21 protein-coding genes are annotated in these 20,064 nt (G+C 61.4%); 7 read left to right on the top strand and 14 right to left on the bottom strand.

All coding sequences use genetic code 11. The annotated features are described in order from the left end of the window. From JNB91_RS14885 to JNB91_RS14850, 8 genes are all read right to left on the bottom strand, one after another. Window positions 1-927 carry a dihydrodipicolinate synthase family protein gene (locus tag JNB91_RS14885; protein WP_220326301.1) on the bottom strand — a complete coding sequence of 309 codons (927 nt, stop codon included), beginning with the start codon at window positions 925-927 and terminating at the stop codon, window positions 1-3. 52 nt (window positions 928-979) lie between these two features. Next, entirely contained in the window at window positions 980-1,765 is a 786-nt protein-coding gene (locus JNB91_RS14880; protein ID WP_220326300.1) for an SDR family oxidoreductase, read from the bottom strand. 39 nt (window positions 1,766-1,804) lie between these two features. After that, window positions 1,805-3,013, bottom strand: coding sequence for a M24 family metallopeptidase (locus JNB91_RS14875; protein ID WP_220326299.1), 1,209 nt, complete (start codon window positions 3,011-3,013; stop codon window positions 1,805-1,807). Between the two features lie 2 nt (window positions 3,014-3,015). Further along, entirely contained in the window at window positions 3,016-4,698 is a 1,683-nt protein-coding gene (locus tag JNB91_RS14870) for a dipeptide ABC transporter ATP-binding protein (RefSeq protein ID WP_223218178.1), read from the bottom strand. Then, window positions 4,695-5,516, bottom strand: a complete 822-nt coding sequence (locus JNB91_RS14865; protein WP_220326298.1) for an ABC transporter permease — start codon at window positions 5,514-5,516, stop codon at window positions 4,695-4,697. The genes JNB91_RS14870 and JNB91_RS14865 overlap by 4 nt, the downstream gene beginning before the upstream one ends. Further along, window positions 5,509-6,459: an ABC transporter permease gene (locus tag JNB91_RS14860; protein ID WP_220326297.1), complete on the bottom strand. Its 951-nt coding sequence runs from the start codon at window positions 6,457-6,459 to the stop codon at window positions 5,509-5,511. Before JNB91_RS14860 ends, JNB91_RS14865 begins: the two co-directional genes overlap by 8 nt. A gap of 5 nt (window positions 6,460-6,464) precedes the next feature. Continuing rightward, window positions 6,465-8,015: an ABC transporter substrate-binding protein gene (locus JNB91_RS14855; protein WP_220326296.1), complete on the bottom strand. Its 1,551-nt coding sequence runs from the start codon at window positions 8,013-8,015 to the stop codon at window positions 6,465-6,467. Between the two features lie 82 nt (window positions 8,016-8,097). Continuing rightward, window positions 8,098-9,267, bottom strand: coding sequence for a M24 family metallopeptidase (locus JNB91_RS14850; RefSeq protein ID WP_220326295.1), 1,170 nt, complete (start codon window positions 9,265-9,267; stop codon window positions 8,098-8,100). Between the two features lie 242 nt (window positions 9,268-9,509). On the opposite strand from JNB91_RS14850, the gene JNB91_RS14845 reads away from it, so the two are divergent. The 5 genes from JNB91_RS14845 to JNB91_RS14825 are packed head-to-tail and all read left to right on the top strand — an operon-like array spanning window position 9,510 to window position 14,171. Continuing rightward, a complete protein-coding gene (locus JNB91_RS14845) occupies window positions 9,510-10,169 on the top strand; it encodes a GntR family transcriptional regulator (RefSeq protein ID WP_220326294.1) in 660 nt (219 codons plus the stop codon). Then, window positions 10,166-11,479 (top strand): hydantoinase/carbamoylase family amidase, encoded by a 1,314-nt coding sequence (locus JNB91_RS14840; RefSeq protein WP_220326293.1) that lies wholly within the window; start codon window positions 10,166-10,168, stop codon window positions 11,477-11,479. The genes JNB91_RS14845 and JNB91_RS14840 overlap by 4 nt, the downstream gene beginning before the upstream one ends. A 2-nt stretch (window positions 11,480-11,481) precedes the next feature. After that, on the top strand, window positions 11,482-12,435 hold the full coding sequence (locus JNB91_RS14835; protein ID WP_220326292.1) for an NAD(P)-dependent oxidoreductase: 954 nt from the start codon (window positions 11,482-11,484) through the stop codon (window positions 12,433-12,435). A 21-nt stretch (window positions 12,436-12,456) separates the two neighbouring features. After that, window positions 12,457-13,218, top strand: a complete 762-nt coding sequence (pxpB, locus tag JNB91_RS14830) for a 5-oxoprolinase subunit PxpB (RefSeq protein ID WP_220326291.1) — start codon at window positions 12,457-12,459, stop codon at window positions 13,216-13,218. Continuing rightward, complete coding sequence (locus JNB91_RS14825; RefSeq protein WP_220326290.1) at window positions 13,215-14,171, top strand: 5-oxoprolinase subunit C family protein; 957 nt, start codon at window positions 13,215-13,217, stop codon at window positions 14,169-14,171. Before pxpB ends, JNB91_RS14825 begins: the two co-directional genes overlap by 4 nt. 181 nt (window positions 14,172-14,352) lie before the next feature. Here JNB91_RS14825 and JNB91_RS14820 read toward each other — a convergent pair whose 3' ends face one another. Beyond that, window positions 14,353-15,111: a LamB/YcsF family protein gene (locus tag JNB91_RS14820; RefSeq protein ID WP_220326289.1), complete on the bottom strand. Its 759-nt coding sequence runs from the start codon at window positions 15,109-15,111 to the stop codon at window positions 14,353-14,355. A gap of 146 nt (window positions 15,112-15,257) precedes the next feature. Between JNB91_RS14820 and JNB91_RS14815 the strand changes: the two genes are divergently transcribed. Continuing rightward, on the top strand, window positions 15,258-15,959 hold the full coding sequence (locus JNB91_RS14815) for a type 1 glutamine amidotransferase (RefSeq protein ID WP_220326288.1): 702 nt from the start codon (window positions 15,258-15,260) through the stop codon (window positions 15,957-15,959). Window positions 15,960-15,990: 31 nt separating this feature from the next. Beyond that, entirely contained in the window at window positions 15,991-17,121 is a 1,131-nt protein-coding gene (locus tag JNB91_RS14810; protein ID WP_220326287.1) for a M24 family metallopeptidase, read from the top strand. A gap of 108 nt (window positions 17,122-17,229) precedes the next feature. Here JNB91_RS14810 and JNB91_RS14805 read toward each other — a convergent pair whose 3' ends face one another. The 5 genes from JNB91_RS14805 to JNB91_RS14785 form a co-directional block, all read right to left on the bottom strand. Beyond that, window positions 17,230-17,400 (bottom strand): hypothetical protein, encoded by a 171-nt coding sequence (locus JNB91_RS14805; RefSeq protein WP_220326286.1) that lies wholly within the window; start codon window positions 17,398-17,400, stop codon window positions 17,230-17,232. A gap of 65 nt (window positions 17,401-17,465) precedes the next feature. Then, the gene (locus JNB91_RS14800) at window positions 17,466-17,843 is read right to left on the bottom strand and encodes a DUF6616 family protein (RefSeq protein ID WP_346269340.1); all 378 of its coding nucleotides are present in this window, start codon (window positions 17,841-17,843) and stop codon (window positions 17,466-17,468) included. Between the two features lie 19 nt (window positions 17,844-17,862). After that, window positions 17,863-18,639: a DNA alkylation repair protein gene (locus JNB91_RS14795; protein ID WP_346269339.1), complete on the bottom strand. Its 777-nt coding sequence runs from the start codon at window positions 18,637-18,639 to the stop codon at window positions 17,863-17,865. Further along, window positions 18,636-19,166, bottom strand: a complete 531-nt coding sequence (locus JNB91_RS14790; RefSeq protein WP_220326284.1) for a MarR family winged helix-turn-helix transcriptional regulator — start codon at window positions 19,164-19,166, stop codon at window positions 18,636-18,638. Before JNB91_RS14790 ends, JNB91_RS14795 begins: the two co-directional genes overlap by 4 nt. Before the next feature lie 185 nt (window positions 19,167-19,351). Continuing rightward, a complete protein-coding gene (locus JNB91_RS14785; protein WP_220326283.1) occupies window positions 19,352-19,552 on the bottom strand; it encodes a hypothetical protein in 201 nt (66 codons plus the stop codon). Between the last annotated feature and the right edge of the window lie 512 nt (window positions 19,553-20,064).

Below are 20,064 nucleotides of genomic sequence, written 5' to 3'. Positions count from 1 at the left end.
TTACAGCGCCGCCCGCTTATCGTGCCTTGCAACACGCGCCAACAAGTAATCCACCTCGGCCCTTGCCGTCGCCGTCAGCATCTGACCCGGCTTCCGCTGCGCATCCGACGCAATCACGCCGCGGCGTTTCAGGATGTGCTTGCGCACGGCCAGGCCCACGCCGAGCTGCTGCTCGTAGCGGATCAGCGGCAGATGCGCGTCGAACAGGTCATGCGCCTCGTCGCGCTTGCCCTCGGCAAACAGTGATACAAGCTCGCTCAGCATGTCGGGGAAACCATAGCCGGTCATCGCGCCGTCGGCGCCGCGTTCCGGTTCGAAATCGAGGAACATGCCACCATTGCCGCAGAGGATGGAGAACTCACGCAGCTCACCGGATTTCTGCATGGCGCGCAACTTCGAGATCTTTTCGAGACCCGGCCAGTCCTCGTGCTTCAGCATCAGGCAGGACGGGTGGTTGGTGATGATCTTGGCGACCACGCTGGTGGCGATCACCGTGTTGAGCGTCAGCGGATAATCCTGCAGCACCCACGGAACGTCTTCACCGACCGCTTCCACGGCACCGGCAAAATAGTTGATGGTCTGCTCGTCGGTCTTTGCGCCCTGGCCCGGTGCGATCATCACGCCGGCAGCACCCATATCCATCGAGCTGCGGGCAAGCGACCGCATGGCGGCAAAACCCGGTGCCGACACGCCGACGATGACCGGCACCTTGGCGCGCTCGACCACCCGCTTGATGATCGCCCGGCTTTCATCCGCTTCCAGCTTCGGCGCCTCGCCCATGATGCCGAGAATGGTGATGCCGGTGCAGCCGCTCTCTTCGTAAAAATCCGTCAGGCGATCGACCGAGTTGAAGTCGATCGCGCCATCGTCATGAAACGGCGTGGCGGCGATCGCATAGACGCCCTTGGACTGCGTGCTGAATGTCATGTCTTTCTCCCATATGCCCGCTAGAACCGCAGGTCTTGATCTCGATTTCTAATCAGATGTTGGCGAGAAGGCCACCGTCGATACGGATCACCGAACCGGTGATGTAGGATGCGCGCGGGCTGGCCAGGAAGGTGACGGCATCGCCATATTCCTTTGGGTCGCCGTAGCGGCCGACCGGAATGGAACCCGTGCTTTCCTTGGTCACATCCGCCACCGGCCGGTCTTCGCGCTTGGCCTTCTGCTCGTCGAGAAACACGATGCGGCCCGTGGCGATGCGGCCCGGCAGCACGACATTGGCGGTGATCCCGTCACGGCCAACTTCGCGCGCCAGCGTCTTCGACCAGCCGACCAGCGCCAGCCGCAGGCTGTTGGAAATGCCCAGATTGGCGATCGGCGCTACGACGCCCGAAGAAGTCGAGGTGATGATGCGGCCGAAACCGCGCTCGCGCATCGACGGCAGGATCGCGTCGGTTACCGCGATCACCGAGCGCACCATGCTGTCGAAATATTTCGACCAGATTTCCGGTGCCTGACCAGTAGCCGGCGTCGGCGGCGGGCCGCCCGTGTTGTTGACCAGCACGTCCACCGGACCGAAGGTGGAAGCGATCAGCGCCAGCCGCTTTTCGATCACCGTCAGATCGCCGATATCCCATTGCAGCGCGAAAGCCTTGTGCCCTTCAGCCTCGATCGCCTGCGCCGTCTTTTCGGCAGCGGCAAGATCGATATCGGCAACGACGACATTGGCCTTTTCCGCTGCCAGCGAGCGGGCGATTGCGCCGCCCAGTCCACCACCCGCGCCGAACACCAGCGCGGTCTTTCCACTCAGTTGAAGATCCATGAATGCCTGCTCTTGTCTTTTGGATTTTAGGAGCTGCGCTCAGCAGCAATAGAGTTCCACCGGAAGGTCGCTGAACACTTCCGGCGCGCCGTCGGTGATCGCAAAGGTCTGGCCGACGCCGGCAACCAGCCCCGTGGTCGCGTCGGGGATCATGATATGGACGAAGAACACCATGCCCGGCGTCATGATCAGCGGATTGCCGGAATAGATCATCGGCGGCACGTCCATCCAGGTCGGCTTGAAGGTGCAGCCCAACGCATAACCGCAGGCGGCATATCGCGCCTTGGCAAAACCGGCATCGTCCAGCACGCGGCGATGGATATCGTCGAGCGTGCCGAGCGCCACTCCTGCCCTTGCGGCATCCTTGATGCCGTCGAGCGCTTCCTTCGCCACCTTCAGCATGTCGAACTGCCGCGGGTCCGGCTTGCCGGTCACCAGCGTATGCTCGACCACGACATGATAGCGGCAATGCGAGCCTGCGAGCTCTACGAGGATCTGGTCCTGTTCCTCGATCAGTCGCGGCCCGCCGATGCCCCGGCCGTAAAGCGCGCGCGGCCCCGAATTGACCAGCGGTCCGCCGGAGGGAATGTCACCACCGCCGGAAAGCATCGAGGTGAGTGCCGCACCCGAAAGCACGGTGTCGGGAATGCCGGGCTTCGTCACATCGATCGCCGCACGCACCGCGGCATCCGCCAGCTTGCCCGCCATGCGCACATGCTCAAGCTCGGCTGCGGATTTCACCAGCCGCCCGGTACGGATGATGTCGGACGCATCCTCGGTGACGCAGAAACCATCGAGCGCCGTATCGACCATCCGGGCATTGGCCCCGGTCAGGCCATAGGTCGCATATTCGACGCCGACCTTTTTGCCGGAAAGCCCCTTCTCGGCCATGATGGCGCGCAGATCATTGGCCGGGTTGGCATCCTCGGCGTTCAGCCAGACCCGCACATCGTCATAGAGCGAAGCGACATTCGCCTGCCTGAGATCCGGCGTGCGGGTCAGAAGCACCGTATCGCTGCCGTCATCGGAAAGCACCAGACCGGCCTGGAAGAACACGTAACCGGCGGTGTCATAGCTCGTCAGCCAGTAATGGCTTTCCTGCGAAAACACGATCAGCGCATCGAGACCGCGCTCGCGCATCCGCTGGCGTGTCGCGGCCAGACGGGTTTCGAATTCCGCCTGCTTGAACTTCAGCAAGACCTGCCGACCGCCGCGGGTTGAACCGGCAAACTCCTGGGGAACATACATGCTCATGCGATTTCGAAAGCCTCCACAGGCGTATGAACCGGCACCGCATCGAGCAGCGCCTTGGTATAGGGATCGCGATCTTCCGAGCGCGCATCCGGCCTGTCGAAGAAATCGACCAGCTTGCCGTGATGCATGACGGCGATGCGATGTGCGAGCTGGCGGATCAGGTTCAGGTCGTGTGTGATGAACACGCAGGCAGCGCCCGTATCCTTCTGCAGCTTGACCAGCAGTTCGGCCACCGCCGCCTGCACCGACACGTCGAGCGCCGCCGTTACCTCGTCGCAGATCACCAGTTCCGGTTCCGCCGCAAAGGCGCGGGCAATCGCCACGCGCTGCTTTTCACCGCCGGAAAGCTGGTGCGGATAACGATCGGCATATTCGGCCGGCAGCCGCACCATCTCCAGCAGTTCGGCAATCCGCGCCTTGATCTTTTCGCGCGGCACGACGCCGTAAAGCTTCAGCGGCCGGGCGATGATCGTGCCGATCTTCTGGCGCGGGTTGAGCGAGGCATCCGGATGCTGGAAGACGATCTGCACCCGGCGACGATAGGCCCGGTCGATCGCCTTGCGGCCGGTGACCGTCTTGCCCTCGATTTCGAGATTGCCCTGAAAATCCTGCAGGCCGGCAAGAACCTTGGCGATGGTCGACTTGCCCGATCCGCTTTCGCCGACGACGCCGAGCAGCTCGCCCTTGCGAACCTCGAAATTGACGTCCTTCGCGCCCCAGAAGCCGACCTTTTCGGCATCTTCCGGCCAGAACATTTTTTGGATCTTCGACGGCGCGCCGTAGTGCACACCGATCCCGTCAAGCTTTATCAGCGTCTTCGGCTCGGCCGGCGCATCGACGCCAATAAAGCGATCCGGGTTCGGCACCGCACCGATCAGCTGTTTCGTATAGGGCGCGGAAGGTTTGGCGAAGACTTCGCCGACAAGCCCGCGCTCGACGATGACACCCTTGTGCAGCACCGAAACCTCGTCCACCACGCGCGAAACCAGCCCGAGATCGTGCGAGATATAAAGTGCCGAAACATTCGTCTCGTCGCGCAACTGGTTGAACAGGTCGAGGATCTGCCGCGCAGTCAGGATATCGAGCGCCGTGGTCGGCTCATCGAAAATGATCAGTTCCGGCTCGCAGGCAAAGGCGGTGGCGATCACCACACGCTGCTTTTCGCCGCCCGATGCCTCGTGCGGAAACCGCTGCAGCATTTCCTTCGGCCGGGTGATGCCGGTGCGGGCCAGCGCCACTTCCGCTTCTGCCCAAGCCTGCGCCTTGGTCAGGCCGCGATGGCGCATCAAGACTTCGGCGATCTGTTCGCCGAGCCGAATGGTCGGATTGAGCGAGGTCGAAGGGTCCTGAAACACCATCGACATCCGCTTGCCGCGAATATCGGCCATCTGCCACGGCGTATGGTCCAGCAATTCCTCACCGGCAAGGCGAATGGCGCCGCCGGTTTCAACCGCATTCGGCGGCAGATAGCGCATCACCGACCAGGCCATCGAAGACTTGCCCGAGCCACTCTCGCCAACGAGACCGACCGTCTTTCCCTTCGGGATCGTCAGGTCGATGTTCTTCAGCGCCGAGATGAGCCCGTTGGCGGTCTTGTAGGACAGCGAATAGTTTATGATCGAAAGCGCCGGCTTTTCGGCAGCGGCAATCACATCCTGCGTCATGGTCTGCAGTGTCATCCGTGGCTCCTCTTAGGGTCGAGGGCGTCACGCAGGGCGTCGCCGAAAAGGTTGAAACCGAGTGCAGCAATGGCGATCGAAAGACCGGGGATCGCCACGCACCAGGGATTGCGGAACATGAACTGGCGGGCTTCCGCCACCATCAGCCCCCATTCGGTGCTCGGCGGCTGTGCGCCGAGGCCGAGGAAGCCGAGCGTCGCGCCGATCATAATCGCAAAAGAGACGCGGATCGTCGCCTCGACAACGATCGGGCTCAGCGCATTGGGCAGCACTTCGCAGGTGACGATATAGACGCCGGATTCCCCACGCGCGACCGCCGCCCGCACATAGTCTCGGGTACGAACCGAGAGAACCGCGCTGCGGGCGATACGCGCCATGCCCGGCGCAAAGGCGATCGAGACCGCCAGCATCGCATGTTCCATGCCGCCGCCGAGAATGGTGACGATCAACAGCGTGAACAGCAGATCCGGCACGGCCAGAAGCCCGTCGAGAACGCGCATGATGGTGGAGTCGATCCAGCCGCCGGAAACGCCGGCAACGACACCGATGATCGAGCCGATGCCGACGCCGAGCAGCGTTGCACCGACACCGAAGGCGACGGTCGAGGGCGCGCCGGTCAAAACGCGAGACAAAAGATCGCGGCCGAACTGGTCGGTGCCGAACAGATGCGCCATCGACGGGCCCTGCAGGCGGTTCAACGGATCGAAGGCCTGCGGATCATAAGGCGCGATCATCGGGCCGAAGATCGCGGCGAACAGCACGATCGAAAGCAGCGCCGTGCCCATGATGGCGGTAGGAGATGAGAAGAAATTACGCATAACGCACCCTCGGGTCGAGCAGGGCAATGACGATGTCCGACAGAAGGTTGGACAGGGCATAGACGGCTGCGAGAAGCAGGGTCACGGCCTGGATGACGGGCAGGTCGCGGTTTTCCAGCGCATAGATCAGCAAGCGTCCGAGACCCGGCCAGGCGAAGATTTCCTCCACCACGATGATCCCGCCGAGCAGGTAGCCGATATCGAGCGAGATGACGGCAATTGCCGGCGCCAGCGAATTCGGCAGCGCATGGCGGCGGATCACACGCTTTTCGGTCAGGCCTTTCAGCCTTGCTGCGCGGATATAGTCGGAAGACAGCACTTCCGACATTTCGGACCGCACCTGCCTTGAAATATGCGCCATCAGAACGAGGCCAAGCGTTGCCGCGGGCAGCACGACATGCGCACCGAAACCGGCGAGATCCTCCCAAGGCGCAACGAAGCCACCGGCGGGGAAAAGCCCGTGCTGCGGCGCTGCGAAGAAGACCAGAAGCAGCGTCGCGGTGACGAATTCCGGAAGCGCCGTGCCGAGATAGCTGAACAGGCCGAGGCCCAGATCCATGCCGGTACCGCGCTTCAAGGCGGCAAGCGCCCCGAGCGGGATGGCGGTAATCGTGACGGCGACCAGCGCCGTCGCCCCCAGCATGGCGGAGTTGACGAAGGCCTCGCCGACGACCTGGGTCACCGGCAGGGAAAGACGCAACGAGGTGCCGAAGTCGCCGTGAAGAATACCGGCGACCCAGCTGAGGTATTGCGCATACCAGGGCTGATCCAGATGCAGCTGCTTTTCGAGTGCGGCGACAGCCTCCGGGGTGGCATATTCCCCTAAGATCATGATTGCAGCATTGCCCGGCAGCATCGTCGTGATGGCGAAAACGGCGAAGGTTACGATCGCAAGCACGAGCAGCACGGCCAGCAGGCGGCGAAGAAGATAAGCCCTGGTCATGCGGATCAGGCCTTATTCAGCCAGACGTTTTCGGCATAGTAGTAGCGGGACAGCGGCGCGATCGTCCAATCTTCCGTACCCTTGCCGCTGGCGGTCAGGATGTCCTCGAAAATCGGAACGATATAGGGCGTTTCGTCCAGCTGCAGCTGCTGCGCCTTGGCATAGAGTTCCTTGCGCTTGGCGGGATCGACGGTAGCGCGGGCATCCGCGATCAGCTTGTCGAAATCCTTGTTCTTCCAGGCGGTGTCTTCGTAGGATGCGTTGGAAGTCAAAAGCAGGTTGAAGGTTGCGTCTTCGGTTGCCTGCATGCCCCAATAACCCATGTAGAACTGACCCTTCATCCACACATTGGCGAGATAGGTGTCATGCGGCATGGTCTCGACTTCGATGTCGAATCCGGCCGGCAGCGCCATCTGCTTCAGCGCGATTGCCACTTGCGCGCGGATCGCCGGGCGGTTGGAGGCGACCAGCTTTATCTTGATCCCGTCCGGATAACCTGCTTCGGCCAGCAGCTTCTTTGCAGCAGCCGGATCATAAGGGATCTCGGGCGTCTCGATCGCATAGGGGAATTCCGGCGAGACGAGGTTGTCATAGGCCGGGCGGCCGAGGCCTTCGAGCACGACATCGACCATCATCTGGCGATCGACCGACATGGCAAGCGCCTTGCGGACCCGCACGTCGTCGAAAGGCTTCTGGTCCTGACGCATGGTAATGTTGACGAAACGGCCCGACGGAATGCGCTGCGCGGTAATGCCGGTTGCATCGGCAATACGCTGGAAATCCGCCTGCTGGACGACCAGCATGACATCGACGGCACCGGAGAGGAAATTGGCGCTTTCGGCGGCAAGATCGGGGAACAGCATCATCTCGACGGCATCGAGATGCGGCTTGCCCTTGATGAAATAGTTCTCGTTCTTGACGAGGCGCACCATGCGGGCGCTGTCATAGGTCTCGAGCTTGAATGGCCCGGTGCCGTTCGCTGTCGTGTCGAGTTTCTCGCGCGGACCGGAAAGAGCGGCCTTGGAGATGATGCGGGCATTGGCATGTGCCGTCGAGATCGGCAGATCGGCAAACGGCGTCTTCAGCGTGAACTTGACGGTTACCGGATCGACGGCCTCGATCTTGTCGATCATGTTGAGGACGGAACGGGCAGCAGCCGGAATGTCGGGGTTGAGGATCGCCTGGAAGGTGGCAACCACATCGTCTGCCGTGCAGGGCGTGCCGTCGTGGAAGACGATGCCCTGGCGCAGATGGAAGGTGAAGGTCTTGGCGTCTTCGCTGCCTTCCCAGCGCTCGGCGAGATCGGCCATCGGCTTGTTGTCGGGCCCCATGCGGGTCAGGCCCGAATAGAGCATGTCGACCACCGGATATTCGGCCGGGCCCGAGCAATTCAGCACGTTCAGCGTTGCGATACGCGTCGAATGGCTGATCTTCAGCGTGCCGCCTTCCTTGGGCGTGCCGGCTGCCAGCGCATCGGTCATGTCGAGAGCCGGCAGAAGCGCGGTTGCTGCAAGGCCCATCACCATGCCGCGGCGGGTAATCATGAATGTCGTCATCGTTTTCCCTCTGAAGTCGGTTTTTGACTGAAGCCGGGCGGCATTGTTTTTATGGTTTTCCCGGCTTTATTCCTTTGTCCCGTCAGCTGATCACGGTCAGCTCGTCGGGCAATCCTGTCAGCACTTCCGGCGCACCTTCGGTGACGAGAAGCGTGTGGCCCACGCCCATCGCAAGCCCGGTGTCGGCATCGCCGTTCATCACGTGGTAGAACAGCGTCATGCCCGGCTGGCAGACGGTCGGATTGCCGGAATAGATCATCGGCGGCACGTCCATGCTGGTCGGCGCAAAGGTGCAACCCACCGAATAGCCGGTCGCGCCATAACGGGCGCGCTTGTAGCCGCCCTTGTCGAGACCATCGGCATAAACGTCGAAGATCTCGCCGAGCGTCGTGCCCGGGCGGGCGATCTCGGTCATTTTCCTCAGCGTCTCCATGCCGACATCGTACATCTTGCGATGCGCATCGGAGACTTTTCCGAACAGGATCGTCCATTCGGTTTTCACGTTATAACGACGATAGGCGACCGGATATTCGACGAGGATCTGGTCCTGTTCTTCCAGGCGGCGCGGATCGGAAACGCCACGACCATAGACCGCGCGCGGACCGGAATTGAACAGCGGCGCATTCGGCGGCATGTCCGCACCCTGACCCAGGATCGAAGTGAGATAGGTTGCCTTGAGATCGCTGTCGAGAATGCCCGGACGCGCAGCGGCGATCACGGCATTCAGCGACGTATCGAGAATACGGGCCGCCTTGCGGGTATATTCGATTTCCGCCGGCGACTTGCAGACGCGCAGCCAGCGGATCAGGTGGCGGTCGTCCTCCAGCTCGCACCAGTTCCCGATCGTCTGCTGCGTGCGATAGAGGTTCCATCCCGTCAGGCCGTGGGTATTGAGTTCGATGGCGATCTTTTTTCCGCCAAGGTCAAGCTCTTCAAGGATCACCTTCAGGTCGGCGGCCGGGTTTGCATCCTCGGCATCCCACCAGATGCGGATATCCTCGATAATGCTCGTCTGACGCGCCTGCACCAGATCCGGGCGGCGGGTCAGAAGCACCGGCTGGCGGCCATCTGTCGGCACGACGAGGCACTGATAATAGACGAAGCCACCGGTATCGTAGCCGGTAAGCCAGTACATGCTTTCCTGTGCGAACACGAGCATGGCATCGACGCCGCGCGCTGCAAGCTCGGCCCTCAGCCGGTCCTGTCGCTGCAGATGCTCCGCCTTCGAAAAGGGGAGGTTCGGTTGCGGCATGGCACTCACAGGTTCGTCCTTTCGACAAGATCGTCAAAGCTCGATGTTGCTTCACGATACGGTTTGGTATACCACTCGTCAACCAGCGGAATACAAAAATTGCGCCGCACCAAAACCGCATGAAAAATGGGATCGCTGAGGATAGACAGCCTTTGGGCGCAACAACTGGTGACAACCGCCATAACGTGTGGCACCAGACAGTCATTTGAAGCCATCTCCTTAAAGGGAGGGACGGGATATTTATGCTGATTGAAACCGATAAGCGGCTGGCGCTGCAGGCCTACGAGCAGATATTGAACCTGATCCTTTCCGGTGCCGCCCAGCCCGGCGCGATGGTGACCGAACGTCGGCTGGCCGAAACTCTCAACATGTCGCGCACCCCGATCCGCGATGCGCTGCTGATGCTCGAAGGCGAAGGCCTGTTGATCCGCCAGGGAAGCCGCGGCCTGCAGGTGAAGCAAATGCGCATTGAGGATTATATGGACGCGCTGCAGGTGCGCCTGCTGCTCGAACCGGAAGCCGCGCGTCTTGCTGCAGGTCACATGCCGGCGGCGGCACTCGATGAACTGGAGGCGGATCTCAAAACGCTGCTCGGTCACCCGGAAGGCGGCGAAGGCAAGCCCGATCGCGGCTCCGTGCGCGATGTCGACGACCGCCTGCATGGCGGCATCGGCGATGCGGCCGGCAATCCGCAACTGGCCCATATCATCCGCACACTGCGTCGCCAGACCCAGATCTTCGACCTTCGAAGCATGCCAGAACGGTTCGACGCCACCTGCCGCGAACACCTCGCCATTGTTTCAGCCCTGCGCGAAAGCCGTGGAGACGATGCCGCACAACTGATGCGCGACCACCTTTCCCATGTAAAAGACAGCATTATCGGAAGACTGACCCGCGCATGACAGTTCTGGCAGAAAAGGCCGAGGTTGAAACCTCAGCGCTCAGCAACGCCGCTCCGGTCGACATCCAGCTCGCAGAGCGGTTGTTCGACGAGCTTCGACGCCGCACCGGCACCAATCGCGGCATCACCCGCACCTCCTATGGTCTGGGCGAACAGATCGCCCATGACATGGTGCGCCGCGAGGCGCGCAAGCTCGGCCTTGAAGTCACGACCGATCCCGGCTGCAATCTCTACATGGTGATGAAAGGCCGCGAGGAAGGCCCGGGCATCTTCATCGGCTCGCATCTCGATTCCGTGCCGATGGGCGGCAATTTCGACGGCGCGGCCGGAGTGCTGCTCGGCCTGTCGGTGATTTCCGGTTATGTCCGCGCCGGCATCCGCCCGCCGCGCGACATCACCGTCATGGCGATCCGCGCCGAGGAAAGCACCTGGTTCGGTGCCTCCTATATCGGCAGCCGCGCCGCGCTTGGCCGGCTGACAGGCCGCGAACTCGATCAGGTCAAGCGCTCCTCCGACCAGATCTCGCTCGGCGCCGCCATCGATGCTGCCGGCGGCGACACGGAATTCCTGCGCTCGGGCCAGTCTTATCTCGACCCAAAAAACATCGCGATGTTCATCGAGCCGCATATCGAGCAGGGGCCGGTGCTGATCGAGAAAAAACTGCCGATCGGCATCGTCACTGGCATTCGCGGCTCCTTCCGCTATCGCGAAGCAAAATGCATCGGGGTCTATGCCCATTCGGGTGCAACCCCGCGCGAATATCGCAGCGATGCCGTTCGCGCCGCCTCCGCGCTTGTCGTCGAGCTCGACAAGGCCTGGGACAGGCTGCAGGCGGAAGGTGCGGATCTCGTCGTCACCTTCGGCCAGTTTTCAACCGATGCTTCGGAAGCGGCCTTCAGCAAGATCGCCGGCAAGCTCTCCTTCGCACTCGATGTCCGCAGCCAGGAGCCGGAAACACTTTCAAAAATGCAGGCCGTCGTCACTGACGCCGTTGCCCGCATCGAGGCGGAGCACCGGGTCAAATTCGAGCTTGGCCGTTTGACCGACAGCAAAGCGGCGAAGATGGACGACGCTATTGTCGCCTCGCTCGCCGGACTGGCAAAGGAGCATGGTATCGAGGCCGAGATCATGGCCTGCGGTGCGGGCCATGATGCGGCGGTGTTTGCCGATGCCGGCGTGCCGACCGGCATGGTCTTCATCCGCAATGCCAATGGCAGCCATAATCCGGACGAGCAGATGGAGATTGCCGATTTCACGCAGGCGGCACGGCTCGTTTCCGCGCTCTGCCTCGACCCGCCATTGAAAGCCTGATCATGTCCGATATCCGTTGCGACTGCCTCATCGTCCAGCCGATCGCCAAAAGCGCCATCCGCATGCTGGAAGAAAAAGGGCTCACCGTCCACATCGCGGCCTCCACCGCCTTTGCAGATCTCGAGCCCTATCTTGCCGTCGCAACGGCGGTCATCACCCGCAATCACGGCCTTTCGGCCCGCGAAATCGAAGCCGCACCCAATCTGAAGGTCGTCGGCGTTCACGGCACCGGCACCGACAAGGTGCACAAGCCGTCGCTTGCCGCCCGCGGCATCCCGCTGCACAACACGCCCGGCGCCAATGCCCAGTCGGTCGCCGAACTGGTGATCGGCCTGGCGCTTGCCTGCTCTCGTTCGCTGATTGCCGCCGACAATGCCTCGCGCACCGGCGACACGCTGTTCCGCCAGCATCACCGCACGTTCGAACTCTCTGGCCGCCGCCTCGGCCTGTTCGGTTACGGCCATATTGCAAAGCTGGTCGCCAAGCTGGGCCAGGCCTTCGGCATGGAAGTCGCAACCGTATCGCGCTACACGCCGGCCAAAGAATTGCAGCGCGACGGCATCACGCTTCTGCCCGATCTCGACAGCCTCTGCGAATGGGCCGATGTCGTCTCGCTGCACGGCATCCCTGAGGAAAAGCCGCTGATCGATGCCCGCCGCTTGGCGCTGATTGGTAAGTCCGGCATCCTGATCAACACCGCCCGCGGCGCGCTGATAGACGAGGGCGCGCTTGCCGCGGCGCTGAAGGACGGCACCATCGCCGGTGCCGGTCTCGATGTGCTTGTGGTCGAGCCGATTACCACCGACAATCCGCTTCTCGATTGCCCCAATCTGGTGCTGACACCGCATATCGGCGGCTCGACCGACGAGGCTCTGGAAAAGACCGGCTTTCAGGTAGCCAGCAAGGTTCTGGGCGAACTTGACGCTCTTAAACGGATCCCGGCCACCGGCACCTGACCGCGACAGGATAGACAAGACATGCAGTTCAGGCCCCGGCCCGGCCCCGCACTCACAGGCGAGAACGCCTATCCGCGCATCCTCCGCTGCGGCGATCGCGGCATCGCAATAGAGTTTTCGGATACGGTCAGCGAGGCGGCAAACCTCAAGGTCCTGTCGCTCGATGCATCGCTTGCCGCCAATCCGGTAGAAGGCATCCTCGAAACCATCCCCACCTATCGCTCACTGACCGTGATCTACGATCCGAAAATCCTGCGCGGTGCGGCTCTCGGCGAAGCGCTGATGCAGCGGGCAATGCATGACACGGCGGCATCGGAAACCGGCCGACTGCTGGAATTCCCGGTCCTCTACGGCGGTGAACATCAGGCGGATCTCGACGAACTCGCAGCACTGAAGAACATGAGCACAGCCGATGTCATCGCGCTTCACGCCTCCGCCGAATACCGCGTCTACATGATCGGCTTCGCCCCCGGTTTCGCCTATCTCGGCGGTCTTCCGGACATTCTGCACACGCCGCGACTTGCCGTGCCGCGTCAGCGGATCGAGGCCGGCGCGATCGGCATCGGCGGCCGGCAGTCGAGCATCAATTCCGTCCCCGGCCCGAGCGGCTGGCGCTTTCTCGGCCGAACGCCATTCAAGCTTTTCGACCCCGCCCGCGCCGAGGCTTTCCTGCTGAAGGCTGGCGACCGCATCACCTTCCGCAGTATCGACACCGAGGAAGCGCGAGACCTGGACGCACAGGTCGCAGCCGGCACCGCCGAATTGAAGGAGATCGCCCGATGACCGCTCTCCTCACCATCCTGCGCGCCGGCCCGCTGATGTCCGTTCAGGATGACGGCCGTTACGGTTTTCGCGCCCGCGGGGTCTCCACCTCCGGCGCCATGGATCGCGACGCCCATGCGATCGCCAATGCGCTGGTCGGCAACGACGCACATGCCGCCGCCATCGAGTTCGCGCTGACCGGCAGCACGTTCACCGCAGATCGCGACACCCTCATCGCCGTCACCGGCGGCAGTTGTCAGGTCGAGATTGCCGGCAGACCGGTTTCCACCTGGGAAAGCCATCTTTTGAAGGCCGGCGAAACGCTGACCGTCGGCACCTTGCGCGGTGCCGTCTGGGGTTACATTGCCATCTCCGGCGGCATCGCCATCCCAAAGATGCTCGGTAGCCGCTCCACCCATTTGCGAACCGCAGTCGGTGGCCTTCACGGCAAGGCGCTTGGCCCCGGCGATACCCTACCGCTCGGCGATGGCGAAAAACTTGCCCCTCGCACCCTCGGCACGCCTTACCTGCGCCGCCACGGCCCGATCGCCGTAATCCCCGGCCCGCAGGACGATTATTTCGATGAGAATGCGTGGAAGATGTTCCTGCGCCAGCCCTATCGCGCCACCGCGTCGCGCGACCGCATGGCCATGGTTCTCGATGGCCCCGCGCTTCAGGCATTCAAGGGCCATGACATCGTCTCGGATGCCACCGTCGTCGGCTCCATACAGATACCGGGATCGGGCAAGCCGATCGTGCTCACCGCCGACGGCCAGACGACCGGCGGTTACCCGAAAATCGCCACCATCGCCTCCTTCGATCTCGCCCGCCTGGCCCAATTACCGACCGGCCAGCAGTTTCTGTTCCGGGCGATTTCAGCGGATTTTGCTGAGGAACAGGCCATCCATGCAGAAGATCGCCTCGCCGCCGTGATTGCTGGCCTCAAGAGAAACGAGGGTTGTCCTCCCAAATGACGCCGTCATCCTCGGGCTTGTCCCGAGGATCTAACCACGGTGCCGAGACTGTGACGTTGCAGATGGCCGGAACGGCAGCAGATCCTCGGGACAAGCCCGAGGATGACGACGGAGAGGTTTCGGCCCTTATCAGCAGCCTTAAGTCCGCTCTTCGCGCTTCCGGTTTCTATCAACCAAACCACTACACCGAAGACCCAATCACCCACCCGGCCCTCTCCAGCGCCTCACGCAACTGCCGTGCCATCACCACCGCCCCCGGCGTGTCCCCATGCACGCAAACCGACCCGATCGGCACCTCCAGCCGCTTGCCCGAAGTCGAAGTTAGGCAGCCCGCCGAAACCATGTCGATCACCCGCTTCACCAGCAGTTCCGGATCATGGATCACCGAGCCCGGTTCCGAGCGCGGTGAGAGATTGAAATTGTCCGCATAGGTCCGGTCGGCATAGATCTCGTTGATCGGCGTCAGGCCGAGCGTTTCCGCCGCCCGAGCCGTCGCCGTTCCCGGCATCACCATGAAGGCAAGCTTCGGATCGACGGCCCTGATCGCCCGGCCGACGGCAAGCGCCATCTCGTCGTCATCGGCACAGACATTGCCGAGCGCCCCATGCGTCTTCACATGCGTCATCGGATGGCCTTCAAGGGCTGCAACCGCCGCCAGCGCGCCGACCTGATAGGCGACCAGCGTTTCCACTTCCGAAATATTCAATCCCAGTAGACGCCGCCGGCCGAAACCGATCAGGTCCATATAGCCGGGATGCGCACCGATCGCGACGCCGCGCTCCTTCGCCAGTCGCACCGTCTTTCGCATGATGTCCGGGTCACCGGCATGAAAGCCGCAGGCAATGTTGGCGGTGCTGACGATATCGAGCATCGCCGCATCGTCGCCCATCGTCCATGGGCCAAACCCCTCGCCGAGATCGGAATTGAGATCGATGCGCATGCCTTCCCCTTCCAAGGTGTACGGCCGTTTTCAGCTTTCCGGTCGGATGCATAACACGGCACCGGGTGATTGCCACGATTTCCCGATTGCGCCGTGCACACCGTTGGTATACCACTGGTGTGCTGATTTTGAAAACGGGGAATGACATGGGCAAGCGCCTTCTTTATCTCGGCAATGGCCGCAAGTTTCAGTCCATCGCAAAGCTCGACGACCGCTTCGAAGCCTGGGGCCTGAAGGTCGATCGCTACTGGGCTTATGACGGCCAGTTCCCCGAGACGCTGAAGGGTTATGACGGCATTTTTCTCTCCGGCAGCCCGCATGGCGCCTATGAGGACGTGCCCTTCATCCTGCGCGAACACGACCTGATCCGCGAGGCGGAAGAGCTTGAAATCCCCATGCTCGGCATCTGCTTCGGCAGCCAGATCCTCGCTTCCGCGCTCTGCGGCCGCGACCAGGTTTTTCGCCGCACCTCCTGCGAAATCGCCTACAAGGACCTGCCGCTCACCGAGGCTGCCCGCACCGACAAGCTCTGCCGAGATCTAGTCGACAGCGCCTATATGTTCGTCTGGCACAATGACGAGGTGAAGGCCGCCCATCCGGATATGACGATCCTTGCCTATTCCGACGACTGCCCCAACCATATCTGGCGCTATAAGGACACGGATATCTGGGGCATCCAGGGCCATCCGGAAGTCACCAAGGCGCAGGCCGTCATCTGGTTCGAAGAAAACCGCGAACGGATGACGCTCGATGGCGCCAATATCGATGACCTCAAGGCGCAGGCCCACGAAGCCGCCGAGGCCAAGACCATGCTGACCCGCTTTGCGGAACTGGTCCAGAACGCCTGATTTTCAAAGATATCCCGATCGAGGAAGAATAATGGTTACGCCTGCCTACTGGTTCGAACGCGCCGAATTCCTGTCCCGCCTCTCCCGCGTCCAGGCCGAGCTGAAGAAGAAACAGCTCGATGGCCTCGTCGCCTTCCTGCCCGAAACAGTCACCTGGCTTACCGGTTATTTCACCCGTGCCTATGGCACGCTGCAGTTCGCCATCATCCCGGCAGAGGGCGAGCCGACCCTGTTCTGCCGTGACGTCGAGGAATATTATCTCGACAGCACCTGCGTCTTCCCCGACCGGGTGATGTGGACCGATAGCGATGACCGCATGGCAGTTGCCGCATCCGCGATTGAAAGCCGTATCGGCAAAAGCGCAAAACTCGGCATCGAGCTTTCCGCGTGGCCGCTCTCGGCCGGTCGTTACGAATATCTGAAATCTGCCCTGCCGGGCATCGTCTGGCAGGACGAAAGCGCCATGACGCCGCGGATGCGCCTCATCAAGTCACCCGCCGAAATCGCCTATCAGCGCCGCGCAGCAAAGGCCGCCGAAGCGGGCATGCAGGCAGCAATCGACAGCGCCGCGGTCGGCGTCAGCGAGCGCGAAATGGCAGCCGAAGTCTGCGCCGCGATGATCCGCGCCGGTTCCGACCTTCCGGGTCCTGGCGTCATGTCGTCGGGCGAACGCGCCTTCCATCTGCATGGCGGTTATTCCGACCGGGTGCTGGAGAAAGGCGATATCGTCCAGATCGAGACGACGCCGAACGTCAAGCATTACCACGCCCGTTTCATGCGCCCGATCCGGGTCGGACCGGTTCAGGACGACGATTACAAGGTCGTTGAAAAGCTGATCGCCATTCAGGATGCCGCAATCCGTGAAGTGAAGCCCGGCGTTTCGGTGCGCGTGCCCGATGCGATCTATCGCGACGGCGTGCTCTCGGCGGCCTTACGCGAAACCTACACGAACAAGACCTTCTATTCGGTCGGCCTGCTCCTGCAGCCGAATGGCGGCGAGCCGCTGGAATCGGCTGAAAACAGCACCTGGGTCTTCGAACCCGGCCAGACTTTCCACACTTACGTGCTCGCCCGCGGCTTCGGCATGTCGGAAACCATCACGATCACCGAAACCGGCTATGAGAAGCTGACCAATTTCCCACGGCAGCTTTTCGTCAAGTAAGCGTCCTGAGAGAAATTCCAGCAAAAGTGGGAACCGGTTTTGCGTCCGGAATTGCGTTAAAACAAAGAGATAGAGCTGTTTCGCCTTTCGAAGAAAGGCGGAAGTGCTCTACCCCGGAGCGCCTTGCGGCGATGTTCCGGTCAGGCTGAAATAGATGTAGATCGCCGCGAAAGCGGCGATCACGGCAAGAATGGTGAGAACGCGCTTCAGCCACGGCGGCGTCTGGCGCGGCGGCTTTGGCTGTTTCGGTCGCTGGAACTTGATGACATTGTCGCTCATGGAAATGTTCTAGCCGAGCCTTGAGGCAAAGCCAACGAGGATAAAAAGCCTATTCCCGGTTGCCATTAACAGAAGATAGCCAAGCCTTCCTGCAGCACATCACCAAGCACTAGATAGCTGCAAGCTTTGCGAGGTGGCCATGCAGATCGATGCCGCTGCCAACCGCGTTCACCGAAATAGTCATGCCAGCCCGAGCCGGCGATACCCGAGATCAGCACATCCAACGCCTTCGCATCGGGCGCACGCCAGATTGCAAAGAACTGCTGCGGGGCCGCGTGAACCGCGCAAGCCTCTGTTTCACCCAGGGCAACCGCCTCGATACCGAGCGCCGTGAAATTCGACATGCCGGCGCCTACCGCTTCGAAAAAACCGGCGCGGCTGGCCCGATCGAGTGCCAGCCATGCGGGTTTGGGGCTGTAGAGTTCTACCAGATAATAGGCCATGAAAGACACCTTCGGATTTTCAGGTTTGGCCGTCGATCGATCGCAAGCCGCGTTTACAGATTCTCGATGTTGCGGGACCGCCGCATTCCTCCAACCAGCGGCTGGTGAGGTCTCGCACCCAGTCTTCCCGGTCTTTTCCGGCGTCGTTCAGCCAGTTGCCAACGGAATCCTGCACATAGGTTGACGGGTCGGCACGCAGAGGCTCAAGGATCGGCAAGGCCAGCTCCGGTCTTTGGCGCAAAGCGCGGATATGAGAGCACCAGACACCCCGTGGTCGGGTCGCTTCACTGGCAAACCGACGCAACCGCTCGGACCCCTCACCCGTCCATCCGGCAAGCTGTGCGATGGCATCATTCAGTTCATCGGCAATATGAGGCCGCACCGCCATCCAGGCCCATTCCCTCACGCCGAAATGATGATCATCGGCCAGCGGCCGGATCAGGGAAAGACGCTCGCGAAGTGTGCGGCCTTCGATTATCCCGACCATGAAACACGCCCAGCCACGCACCGTATCGGAGGCATGGCGGCTCAGCTCTTCCATCACAGTGATGCCTAGATGCGCATGGATCAGTCGTGAAGCCCGCACCATGCGCCGGGAAATCCCCTCCCCCGCCATCTGCTCCATCTCAACAATGGCATCCCGGCCTATGTCGGTCAGGGAAGTCCGCATGAGGGCGGCAAAATCGACGGCCAGGCATTCCGTCAGCGTCGCGGCTTCGGCAGTCCCGCCATTCAAAAGCGCAACGCGTTCAGGGGAGACATCCCTGACACGTCTTGCCGGTTGGCCGGCGCTCACGGCGACGTGCCTGCACCGGTTGCTTGACCGGCGTCCAACGGCATTTCCACATTGCGCCATGCACGCAGCAAAAATCCGCTAAAAACCTCGCGCTCCCGTGGCTCAAAACCCGCAAAAAGGGAACCGATCCATTGGCTGTGTTCGACAAACAGATCTTCCGCCATCGCCTTCCCCATGGATGTCAGGCGGACGGAAATCTTGCGCCGATCGTCCTTGTCTCCATGCCGCAAGAGAAACCCGTCGCGTTCCAGCCCGTCGAGCAGTCCGGTTACGGTGGCACGCGTCACGCCGGCCCGCTCTGCCAATTCATAGGGCGCCAGCCCATCCGGCAGATCGCGCAGCAGAGACAGCAAGACAAACTTTCCCTCCGAGAGGCGGTAGGGCGCAAGGCGCGCCGCGCAGGAACGGTCGATTGCTGCCGCCAAGGCCAGCACCTCGAAACAGAGCCGCATATTGCCGGTGTCCTGCTCGCCGCGCCGCGTGGCTTCATCGAGAACGGCAAGGTGTTTGTGTTCAAGATTTTCCATAAGGCGACATATAGTATGGCACCTAATTATGAGTCAACACGCTCCACAAACACATTCATGGACGATCGGCACATCTCCTGTTGCCGGCGTTTGGGCTCAGCGACAGACTGAGAGAAATCCCGTTTGGACAAAAGAAAAGGGCGGCCCCAAGAGCCGCCCTTTCTGATTGTCTGTTCTCGGCGCTATCAAGCAGCCTTGGCGTCGCCGTCGAACTGGCCGCACCAGTCGTTGGCGGAAACAACCGGCCAGAAGCCGCGGGCATCGGCCGCCGGCTGCGTAACCGGCGGGTTGACGCGACAGAGACCGGCATCTGCCGGAGCGGAACCTGCGTTTACGACGTGATCTTCATAATACGAGCAGGCCTTGCAGGAATTTTCTTTAGACATGGTAGCTCTCCTTCTTCAAATGCTGGGCTAAAAACCTGAGACCCATACTCATAAATCTTAGAATTATTCTAAAAGAAGGATCGCGACTTGGCAACTCCCCAATCTCTTGCGCAAGGAAAATTTTCTCATTTTCACCTGCGGCATTTGAGCGCCGAGTTTTCTGATCGCGCTGGAATGCGATGCCGGAAGGAACATTAGCCGGACACTTTTTGATCCGATTTTCCGCCCTGCCCATCGCTTATCCGGCTGCGGTCAACTGGCGCGACTCACTCCGATTCTGTTGAGACTGATTCTCACTTTGCGGAGACAAAACAGGTGCCTCGGACTGCCGCCGAGGCCTTTGCCGGCTAAGGGCTTTTGCATCGGATGCCGTTGCAAAATCTGGAAAGTATAATTTTATCAGATAGATAACTCTAAATTCGATGAATCCGATTCCGTTGGATTAAGCAGCGATTTACTAGAAATTTCTTGTAAGCCTTCGAGAAAGGCAGATACTGGCGGCAGTTTCCGAG

It is taken from the genome of Aliirhizobium wenxiniae, assembly GCF_019511445.1.
Classification (GTDB): Bacteria; Pseudomonadota; Alphaproteobacteria; order Rhizobiales; family Rhizobiaceae; genus Neorhizobium; species Neorhizobium wenxiniae_A.
The sequence above is the reverse complement of the archived record's forward strand: the minus strand, read 5'-3'. Positions and strand labels throughout refer to the sequence as shown.